The 10231-nt window shown below is 55.7% G+C and carries 10 protein-coding genes; 5 read left to right on the plus strand and 5 right to left on the minus strand.

The annotated features are described in order from the left end of the window. Window positions 1–190 precede the first annotated feature (190 nt). Window positions 191–577 carry a helix-turn-helix domain-containing protein gene (locus tag AC27IT_RS27245; protein WP_005826765.1) on the plus strand — a complete coding sequence of 129 codons (387 nt, stop codon included), beginning with the start codon at window positions 191–193 and terminating at the stop codon, window positions 575–577. A 2-nt stretch (window positions 578–579) separates the two neighbouring features. Here AC27IT_RS27245 and AC27IT_RS27250 read toward each other — a convergent pair whose 3' ends face one another. Further along, complete coding sequence (locus AC27IT_RS27250) at window positions 580–1989, minus strand: sensor domain-containing protein (RefSeq protein WP_487092230.1); 1410 nt, start codon at window positions 1987–1989, stop codon at window positions 580–582. A 171-nt stretch (window positions 1990–2160) separates the two neighbouring features. On the opposite strand from AC27IT_RS27250, the gene AC27IT_RS27255 reads away from it, so the two are divergent. The 3 genes from AC27IT_RS27255 (at window position 2161) to purD (ending at window position 5589) form a co-directional block, all read left to right on the plus strand. Next, the gene (locus AC27IT_RS27255) at window positions 2161–2529 is read left to right on the plus strand and encodes a hypothetical protein (RefSeq protein WP_487092231.1); all 369 of its coding nucleotides are present in this window, start codon (window positions 2161–2163) and stop codon (window positions 2527–2529) included. Window positions 2530–2723: 194 nt separating this feature from the next. Continuing rightward, entirely contained in the window at window positions 2724–4274 is a 1551-nt protein-coding gene (gene purH, locus AC27IT_RS27260; protein WP_005826771.1) for a bifunctional phosphoribosylaminoimidazolecarboxamide formyltransferase/IMP cyclohydrolase, read from the plus strand. A gap of 37 nt (window positions 4275–4311) precedes the next feature. Next, the gene (gene purD / locus AC27IT_RS27265) at window positions 4312–5589 is read left to right on the plus strand and encodes a phosphoribosylamine--glycine ligase (RefSeq protein WP_283858625.1); all 1278 of its coding nucleotides are present in this window, start codon (window positions 4312–4314) and stop codon (window positions 5587–5589) included. A gap of 69 nt (window positions 5590–5658) precedes the next feature. Here purD and AC27IT_RS27270 read toward each other — a convergent pair whose 3' ends face one another. The 4 genes from AC27IT_RS27270 to AC27IT_RS27285 form a co-directional block, all read right to left on the minus strand. Then, window positions 5659–6867 (minus strand): MFS transporter, encoded by a 1209-nt coding sequence (locus tag AC27IT_RS27270; protein WP_283858626.1) that lies wholly within the window; start codon window positions 6865–6867, stop codon window positions 5659–5661. A gap of 11 nt (window positions 6868–6878) precedes the next feature. Beyond that, the gene (locus tag AC27IT_RS27275) at window positions 6879–7322 is read right to left on the minus strand and encodes a MarR family winged helix-turn-helix transcriptional regulator (protein ID WP_005826776.1); all 444 of its coding nucleotides are present in this window, start codon (window positions 7320–7322) and stop codon (window positions 6879–6881) included. A 126-nt stretch (window positions 7323–7448) separates the two neighbouring features. Continuing rightward, window positions 7449–7583 (minus strand): EYxxD motif small membrane protein, encoded by a 135-nt coding sequence (locus AC27IT_RS27280; RefSeq protein WP_005826778.1) that lies wholly within the window; start codon window positions 7581–7583, stop codon window positions 7449–7451. Between the two features lie 18 nt (window positions 7584–7601). Continuing rightward, window positions 7602–8144 carry a YgaP family membrane protein gene (locus AC27IT_RS27285; RefSeq protein ID WP_283858627.1) on the minus strand — a complete coding sequence of 181 codons (543 nt, stop codon included), beginning with the start codon at window positions 8142–8144 and terminating at the stop codon, window positions 7602–7604. Window positions 8145–8340: 196 nt separating this feature from the next. Between AC27IT_RS27285 and AC27IT_RS27290 the strand changes: the two genes are divergently transcribed. Then, window positions 8341–10098, plus strand: a complete 1758-nt coding sequence (locus AC27IT_RS27290) for an adenine deaminase C-terminal domain-containing protein (protein WP_310670558.1) — start codon at window positions 8341–8343, stop codon at window positions 10096–10098. The last annotated feature ends 133 nt before the right edge of the window (window positions 10099–10231 follow it).

Here is a 10231-nt window from a genome sequence, read left to right on the forward strand (position 1 = left end):
CTCCTCAGAATGCCTCATAAATGTCTGTCCCTTTTTAGCCAAAGAAAATCCCCTCCACGTATCAGTGTACCATCCAAGCCAATATGCTTGGGCTTTTTTCACTGTCTACTCAAAGGGGATAATATCACACAGGATAGATGTGCCGGTCTTTTTCCTTTTTCTGTTACAATTGAGAAAGGGAGGGAGAATGATGAAAGAACCGATGACAAGAGCAGTCCTGATTGTAAGTCTCGTCATGCTGGTCGGCGCGTGGATGATTGCCGACGCTACCAGAAGTATTTCTGCCTATGCTGATTCAGCCACCCACAATACGGCAGAGATTGCGACTGCCCTCACGTCCTTCGACAATCGACTGAATGATCTGAACCAGTCTGTGCATTCAGTGGAAAAGCAAATCATGAACGCGGATGAAGTCGCTGTCTATTTGGGAATAACCGATCAGGTGCTGTCCAAATTGCTGGAAGACAAGCAGCTTCCAGCGATTCAAATCAATGGGATTTACCGCTTCTCGAAGCGGGCCATAGACGAGTGGGTGTACGAGAAATCAAAGAACAAAGCCAGCTATCAAAACTGGTAGCGCTAATTGCCCGCCAGCAGCTTCTCGCATTCATCCGCCGGAACGGGCTTGCTGAAAAAATAGCCCTGCACCGTCAGGCAGCCAAGCGAACGCAAAAAAGCGAGCTGCTTCGCCGTCTCGACGCCTTCGGCCACGAGCGAGAGCTGCAGGCTGTGCGCCATGGCCGCGATGGCGGTCACGATCGGCATGTGAGGCGACGAGTCCGTCATGTTGCGCATAAACGACTGGTCGATCTTCAAGGAGTTGATCGGCAAAAGCTGCAAGCAACTGAGCGAGCTGTAGCCCGTGCCAAAGTCATCAATGGAAATCTGGATGCCCATTGCCTGTAGCGTTTGCAGACGCGGGATGACGGCATCGAGCCTGTGCATGGCGATGCTCTCCGTAATCTCCAACTCCAGATAGCGCGGATGCAGCCCGGTTTTTTGCAAAATTTGCTGGACCATCGGCACCAACTGCTTGTCCTGAAGCTGGCGCATGGACAAGTTGACGGCGAGGCGAACGGGCGGCAAGCCTTGCTGCTGCCACTTCACGCATTGCTGGCAGGCCATTTCCAGCACCCAGCGACCGATCGGGACGATCTGCCCTGTCTCTTCTGTCTGCTTGCGCTTCGTAATGTCCTTGGCAATGACAAAATATCCGACCACGTTTTGGCTGACCACGATGGGAACGACGGTGACGTTCAGCTCGATTTGCGTGCCGTTTTGATGAAAGGCGGAAATATCGTAGTTATCCGATGCGCCCTGCTGAATCGTGCGGGACATGGAGAGGACGCGTCGGACGCCTTCCCGGTTCAAAAGCCGCTGGAAGGACTGGTTGCGCAGATCGCTCATCGTGTAGCCCGTCACGCTCTCGAAAGCCGGATTGACGTTCAAAAACCGGCCGGACAGATCCAGCCAGCAGACGATGTCCGGGTTGTGCTCAAACAGCGACTTGTAGCGCTGCTCGCTCACCTCCAGCCGCTGCTGGGCCCACTTGCGCTCCGTAATGTCGTGCGTGACGATCAAGGCCCCGACAGGCTCCCCGCTGGAAGCGTACAGCAGCTTGCCGTTGGCGACGAGAATGGAGACAGCTTTTCCGGGCGGCTGTACCCAGATCTCCTGATTGTAGACATTTTCTTGGTGCAACACGCGAACAGACGGCAACTCCGCAAACGATACGGGAGTGCTGCCGTCGGGATGGTAAAACGAATAGGAGCCGTACGTTCGTTCATGCAAGTCTATGGGCTCGGACATGCCAAAGCGTTTGGCTGCCTCGTTGAAAAAAAGGATGCGTCCATCCAACCCGTAGACAGTCACGCCTGCCTCCATATGCTCCAGAATGGGCTGCAGCAAGGCTTCGTGCAAGGCGGAGGATGAGGAGCCTAAGAAAGCGTCAACTGGTGGAGAAAAAAGCTGATGGCGAGTTGACTTCATGTAAGCCTCCGGGCAGATGCATGTAATCGTACCATTTATGTTAATGAAATTGAGAATCATTGTCAATAAATGGACTGCTTTTCTCTGCCAACGATTGACAGGAATGAAAGCAAACCAAATCTGCCCTCCCGACATACTGTAAAAGGAAGCAGGAAAAGAGGAGGGGCCGATTTGAGCGGAGATTTCGTTGCGGATTTGCTGGGCAAGCTAAGCAAGAGAACAGGGCGGGAATGGACGCTGAACGATATTATGAAGCTCGCGCAAAAATTCCCCAAAGGCGGGGGCAGCGTCGACGAGTTGATGAATGAGCTGTCCGAGATGGGCCTTGACGTGCCGGAGGAGACAAAAGAGCGCGTCAAGGAACGGATGAAAAGTGGAAAGTCGCTCTCCATGGAAGAATTGGTGTCGAATGTTCCGAAAGAGGTCAAGGCAAAAAGCAGCAAGCCGAAAAAGCCATCCAAGGCTGCTGGAAAAAGCAAGCACCTTTCTCTGGCGGAGCGTGTGAAAAAGCTGTCTGGAGGAAGCAAAAAAAAGCGGTAAGCTTCCCGCGTCGGGAGCGAAACAGGGCAGTCGCGAGTGCCGAACAGGCATGGGCGGCTGCGTTTGTTTTCGCTGAGGAAACTCTTGATAAAAACGTACAATTATGTTTTAATATGAAAGGAATGTTCGTGTTTTAGTGTGGCGCGAAAAGCTTTCCGTCATGTTTTCTTACTAAAAGTCAGGAGGTTCTATCCGTGAGTGTGAAAAAGGCGTTGATTAGCGTTTCTGACAAGACAGGATTGATTCCGTTTGCCCGTCGTTTGGCAGATGCCGGAGTAGAGATCATTTCCACCGGAGGTACGGCTGCTCTCTTGAAAGCAGAGGGGGTTCCCGTCATTGGCATTTCCGAGGTGACCGGATTTCCCGAAATTTTGGACGGACGTGTCAAAACGCTGCATCCGAATATCCACAGCGGCCTCTTGGCTGTGCGTGACAACGAAGCGCATCAAAAGCAGTTGAAGGACCTGAACATCGAAACAATCGATCTGGTCGTGGTCAATCTGTATCCATTCAAGGAAACGATTGCCAAGCCGGACGTGACATACGAAGATGCGATTGAGAATATTGATATTGGTGGGCCGACGATGCTGCGCTCCGCGGCGAAAAACCATGCGTTCGTGAGCGTTGTCGTGGACGCTGCCGACTATGACAAGGTAGCCGAAGAAATCGAGGCAAACGGCGATACTACGCTGGAAACGCGCCGTCGTCTGGCAGCGAAAGTATTCCGTCACACAGCGGCCTACGATGCCCTGATCTCGCGCTATTTGAGCGAGCAGGTAGGCGAGCTGTTGCCAGAGAGCTACACGGTGACCTACGAAAAAGCGCAAGACCTGCGCTACGGCGAAAATCCGCACCAGCGCGCCGCTTTTTACCGCGAACCGCTGTCCAGCCAGTTGAGCATCGGCTATGCGGAGCAACTGCACGGCAAAGAGCTTTCCTACAACAACATCAACGACGCAGACGCGGCTCTGGCGATTGTGCGTGAATTTACCGAGCCGGCTGTTGTCGCGATCAAACACTCCAACCCTTGTGGCGTGGGGATCGGCGCAGACATTCGCCAGGCGTACCAAAAAGCGTACGAAGCGGACCCCGTATCGATTTTCGGCGGCATCGTCGCGGCGAATCGCCCGATTGACAAAGACACGGCGCTCGCGATGAAAGAAATTTTCCTGGAGATCATCATTGCTCCTGATTTTACCGAAGACGCATTGGCTGTGCTGACCGAGAAAAAGAACCTGCGTCTCTTGCGCATCCCTGCCCTGAATGAGCCAGCGAAAAAAGCGGACAATCTGTTCCGCATCGCTCCGGTCGCGGGCGGCGCGCTGATTCAGGATTACGATTACAAGCAATTGGCAGAAAGCGAAATCCAGGTCGTGACAGACCGCAAGCCTACAGCCGAAGAAATGGCCCAACTGCAATTCGCCTGGAAAGTCGTCAAGCACGTGAAGTCTAACGCGATTTTGCTGGCAAAAGACAACATGACGATCGGGGTAGGCGCTGGTCAAATGAACCGTGTCGGCGCAGCGAAAATCGCCATCGAGCAGGCGGGAGAGCTGGCAAAAGGCGCTGTGCTCGCTTCCGATGCCTTCTTCCCGATGGGAGATACCGTAGAGGCGGCGGCTGCGGCCGGAATTACCGCGATCATTCAGCCGGGCGGCTCGATTCGCGATCAGGAATCCATCGACGCCTGCAACCGTGCGGGCATCGCCATGGTGTTTACTGGCACGCGCCACTTCAAGCACTGATTCATACAGATCCCTTCAATAACAGGAGGATATCCCCATGAAAGTATTGGTAATTGGCGGCGGCGGCCGCGAACACGCCATTGCCTGGAAGATTTTGCAAAGCCCGAAGGTAGAAAAGGTGTACTGCGCTCCGGGAAACGGCGGCACAGCCGAGATTGCCCAGAACGTACCGATTGGCGTCAATGACTTTGCGGCGCTAGCCCAGTTCGTCAAAGACGAAGGCATTGATTTGACTGTCGTAGGACCAGAAGATCCACTGCTCGGCGGCATCGTGGACTTTTTCCAGGAGCGCAACCTGCCGATCTTTGGGCCGAATGGCAAAGCGGCGATGATCGAAGGCAGCAAGTCGTTCGCGAAAAGCTTGATGAAACGCTACAACATCCCGACCTCTGCCTACGAGTCGTTCATCGACTACGAATCGGCGAGCGCGTATGTGCGCCAGCAAGGGGCGCCCATCGTCGTCAAGGCTGACGGCCTCGCCGCAGGCAAAGGCGTTGTCGTGGCCGAGACCGTAGAGGAAGCGGAAGAAGCGCTCCGCCAGATCATGCAGGAGAGCGTTTTTGGCGCAGCGGGTACGCGCGTGGTCATCGAGGAGTGCATGTTTGGCGAAGAGCTGTCCCTGCTCTCCTTTGTCGACGGCGAAACCGTGAAGCCGATGATTACCTCCCAGGATCACAAGCGCATTTTCAACGACGACCGCGGCCCGAATACAGGCGGCATGGGGACGTACGCCCCGGTTCCGCACATGTCGGCCGAACTGGTCGATACGATTGTGAAAACGATCGTTCAGCCGATGGCGTCCGGGATGGCGAAGGACGGTATTCCGTTCAAAGGCATTCTCTACACTGGACTGATGATTACCGAGCAAGGACCAAAAGTGGTCGAGTTCAACGCCCGTTTTGGCGATCCGGAGACGCAAGTGATTTTGCCGCTGCTGGAGACGGATTTGCTCGACATTTTCGTGGCGACCGTTAACGGAGAGCTGGACAGCCTGGACGTGACCTGGAAAGAAGGAAGCGCCGTCTGCGTCGTCATGGCAGCTCCCGGCTATCCGGGCGATTATCCGAAGGGCAAGCGGATCGACGGCCTGGCGCAAACGACAGAAGGCGTTACCGTATTCCATGCTGGCACCAAGCAAACAGACGAAGGCATTGTGACCAGCGGCGGCCGCGTGCTCGGCGTAGTCGGAACCGGAGCCGACCTCGAACAAGCGCGTGAAGCGGCGTACGCGTCTGTGCAGGCGATTTCGTTCGAAGGAGCGCAATACCGCACGGACATTGCGGCAAAAGCGATGAAGCACCAGCAGCAAAAGTAACAACCACCGAAAAAAAGCAAAGAGGCAGTCCCGTTCGCCGATGAGGCTCGAACGAGGACTGCCTTTTCCTTATAGACCGATATGTTCGCCTGCCAGCCGTGCCTTTTTCCCTTTGGCTGCCACAAGCTGCGACAAGACGTAAACGCCGAGGAACAACAGCATGCAGGCGGCTGACCAGCGGTACATGACCGAGTAGCTGGAATGAGTCGCAAGCACGCCGAGCAGCATGGAGCCTGCGGCGATGCCGAGGTCGATGGAATTGAAGAACAGGCCGTTTGCCATGCCGCGCTGCTCTGGCGCGACGACTTTGACCATCCAGGCTTGAATCGACGGCTGGATCATGCCGTAGCCGAGTCCGTAGAAAAAGGCCGAGATCAGCAGCAGCGATTCGCTGGTCGTCACCGACAGGAGCAGCAGGCTGACGCCCACGAAGATCGCGCCTGGCGGCAGGACGGCGATATGGCCCTTGCGATCGTACAGCTTGCCGGAAAAAGGCCGAATCAAAATCATGGCGAGCGCGTTGGCGAGGAAAAACCAGCCCACGTTGGCGATGTGGGTTTCTTTTCCGTACAAGGCCAGAAAGCTCAAGATTCCGCCGTACGTAATGGACAGGCAAAAATTCAGGCTGACGGGCAGCAGCAACTTTTTGTCAAAAAAGCGGGCAAACCCTTTGACGGGCGCTGCTTTGGGCGCTGGCGCCATGCGCAGGCTGTAGGAGCGGATCATGTGCGCCAACGGGAAAATCGCAGCCACAAGCAGCACGAGCGTCAAAAGCATCGGGCCGATTCCGAACGATTGCAGGATACCAAGGCCAATCAGCGGGCCGAGCGCCATCGCCAGACTGGTGGACAGGCCGAAGTAGCCCATCCCTTCCCCGATGCGCCGGACGGGAATGACGTTGGACACGACCGTCGGAAACGCTGTGCTGCCCATGCCAAAGCCGATGCCGACGAGAACGCGCAAAAACAAAAACAGGGCGATATGCCCGGCCCAGTAGTAGCCTGCGCTGAATATCCCGACAGTGCACAGCGCCAGCATCGCGATGACTTTGCTGTTTTTCGTTCGCAACGCTTCCCCGGTCAATGCGCGTGCCACTACGGCTGCCAACGAAAACAGGCTGATGACCAGGCTGACGACGAAATCGTTTGCCTGATACGCCTGCTTCACGTAGGCCGGAAACGTCGGCGTCTGCATCTGGATGGCGAGGAACAACAGCATGTTGCATACAGTAAGCAGGACGAAATCCTTCGTCCACAGTTTCTCTCTACTCTCTCCCAACGTGTTCACTCCTATTCTTGTGTATGGCGGTTTACATTCTCATTGATCTCCAGCAGTATTTCCCGCAAAAAAGCGAGCTTCTCCGGCGAAATCCCGGCGAAGATGTCCGCTATCGCCTTGGCCTCGGCGGGAATGGCCTTTTCAATCCACTCCCTGCCATTCGGCGTGAGCGTGATGAGATAGGCGCGGCGATCGTGTTCGCTCAGCTTTTTTTCAATCCAGCCTTTTTTCGCCAGGTTGTCGAGAATGCGCGTCATGGTCGGCTGGTCTTTGGCGGAGCGCAGAGCCAGCTCTTTCTGGTTGATTCCGTCCTCTTCCCGGAGGCGGTACAAGACGGCAAACTGCTCCGTCGTCAGGTCGAATTCGCGCAAAAACAAGGACACATAATGAATCATGCGCCTGTACGTATTGCCGATCAGAAAGCCGATCGGTTCATGTTGCCAATGGTCGATCATGAGAAGAACCTTCCTTTGCTCGCGAAATTAGTTGTTTTGACAATTATATGCATAGCAATTAATTTTGTAAATGGAAAAACCGCCTGCGACGAAACGAGGCGGTTTGTATCCTTGGGAGCTGTCAGCTTATTGCCGATAGCGCCCTTTTCGCTTGGAGGCGTAAAAGGCGTAATAGCCGACTACGCCAATGACACCGACGATCATGGCTGCGACGAACAGATTGTGGGACAGCCATTCATAGAGGGGAGTTCCGACGATCATGAGCGCGTCGCCTCTTTTCTACGAGTAAGTGGGATAGCGTGTGCTGCTGTCGTCCTTTTCCTGCGAGCGGTAGGAAATAAACTCGCGGGCAGCTTGTTCGAGCAACTGGTCTTCGGCAGACAGCTTGCCTTTTTCGGATTCGTTTTGCTGCGTCGCGGTATGCGTGTTTGCAGCAGCAGCCTGCGGTTTTGTGTTTTGCGCGTCTGCGGCGGCTGTAGCAGTAGTGCTTGACTCCTGCTTATTGTGCTCCTTGCCTTTTGCGGAAGTGCCGCTGCCGCTAAACGCACCCGTCACCTGATTCATGACGGTTTGAATCCCTTTTTGCTTCATTTGATCCATCATGCCCGACATGCCGTTTGCCTTGATCGTGTTAATGCCCAGCGCTTTGTACATCGGGCAAAAACGGGTGGCGCCTTCCGCTACCTTCATGGCGGAAAAAGCCATTAACAGCCAGGGGGCATTGTACGGGCGACGGCTCATTTTGCCTATGCCGTAAGCCAGGCCCAAGAGGCCGCCCGTCATGCGGATGATTGCATCTGTAGTTCCAACGTTTCTTTGCATCTGTGCTCGCCTCCAGTCGCGTCTTCTACGCATTAGTCTGTGATAAAGGCAAAAGGACAACCCGTGGAAATTGCAGGTCGAAGTGTTCCGGCAAGCAGGGGAAGTCTTCGCGGGCGGCGAAGCAGTAAAGCAATGTCAATATGAACGATCGTTCAGTCGATGCAGACGACGATGGACAGCGAGGGGAGAGAAAAGCATGCGAGTTCGAGCTTTATCAGAGGAAGCGTACCGGAATCTGCTCCGCGTGAGCAAAAGACAGGCGCCGGCCAGCTTGTGGATCAAGGGAGCCAGCGTCCTGAACGTATTTACAAAAGAATGGCAGGAGCATCATGTAGTCGTAGCCGGGGAGCGGATTGCCTACGTGGGGGAAAAAGAGCCGCTGACAGACGAGCATACGGTGATCGTCGAAGCGGACGGAAAGTACGTCGTGCCCGGCTACATCGAGCCGCACGCCCATCCTTTCCAATGGTACAACCCGTACACGCTGGCGGACTTTGCATTGGAGCGGGGGACGACCACGCTCGTGTCCGACACGTTGATGCTGATGAATTTGCCGCCCGAGCAGGTGGCAGCGCTGATGGAGTCTTTGTCCGGCCATCCGGTCAAACAGTTTTTCTGGGCGAGACTCGATCCGCAAACAGGTAAAGAGCACCCGCAATTCACGAAGGAAGGGCTTGCTCGCATGCTCGAGCATCCTCTCGTCGTCCAGGGCGGAGAGCTGACGAACTGGTCCGGCGTGTTGCAGGAGGACGAGACGCTGCTGTTCGGCTTGAAGCACACGCGCGATCTGGGCAAAAGAATGGAGGGGCATCATCCCGGCGCTTCCTACGAAACGCTGAACATTGCAGCGGCGGCCGGAATTACCGCCTGTCACGAAGGAATTACGGCGGAGGATTTGCTTCAGCGGCTCCGGCTTGGCATGTACGCCACCTTGCGCCATTCCTCGATTCGCCCGGATTTACCGGAGCTAGTCAAAGGATGGCTCGCGCTCGGGTTGCCGTGGTCGCCCCGGATGATGCTGACATCAGATGGCAGCACCCCGCCGATGCACCGCAACGGCTTCCTCGACGGGACGATTCGCGTCGCGATAGAAGCGGGCATGCCGCCGGAAGAGGCGTATGTGATGGCGACGCTGAATCCGGCCGTCTACTACGGGCTAGACGCCGAACTCGGCGGAATCGCGCCGGGAAGAGTGGCAGATATGCTGCTTCTGCGAGCCAAGGACGACCCTGCGCCGCTTGTCGTCTTTGCCAACGGACAAAAGGCGGCGGAGGAAGGCAGATTGCTCATTCCCACAATCGAGCCGCGCTGGGTGGACTACTCGTTCCCAACCGTCGATTCGCTGCAGGACAAAACGCAGGCAGAATGGTTCACGCTGCGCCCTGACGAAGACGGCAAGGTGCCGGTGCTGAACATGCTGAATGCCGTTATTACCCGCATGACGCTGGAGCAGCTTCCGGTAGACGAGCACGGCTTCGTCTCGCTGGCGCACGACCCGCAGCTCGCCCTGATTGTCAGCGTCGATCCGGCAGGGAAAAGCCGCACGGTTGCAGTACTGCGCGGCTACGGCGAGCATATCGAGGGCTTGGCCAGCTCCTATACAGCGTCCGGCGACTGGCTTGTCATCGGGCGCGACCCGCAGGCGATGGCGGCAGCGCTTGCGCGAATCAGAGACATCGGCGGCGGAGTCGTGCTGATCGACGAGGGGCAGATTGCCTGCGAATGTCCGCTGCCGCTTGCCGGAAAATTTTCCCCGGCTCCGATGGAAGAAGTGATTGCCATGGCGGAGAATTTGACGGCCAAGCTGCGGGCAAAAGGCCACGCGCATCTCGATCCGCTCTATTCTCTCCTGTTTTTCACCGCCACTCACCTGCCTTATGCGAGACTTACTGCGGAAGGCATCGCAGACGTAAAAACAGGGCAAATTCTCGTCCCGGCACTCCCTCTGCAATAGAGGGAGTTTTTGTTGTATAACGAAAACCCCCAGTTCGACTGGGGGTTCAGGAAAGCTTATAGCTATGAGTAGCCATCCTTTGAACTCGGTGATAAGATGAGAGCCGGTCTGCCAACCGCTCACACGAATCACA

It is taken from the genome of Brevibacillus sp. YAE8, assembly GCF_057543335.1.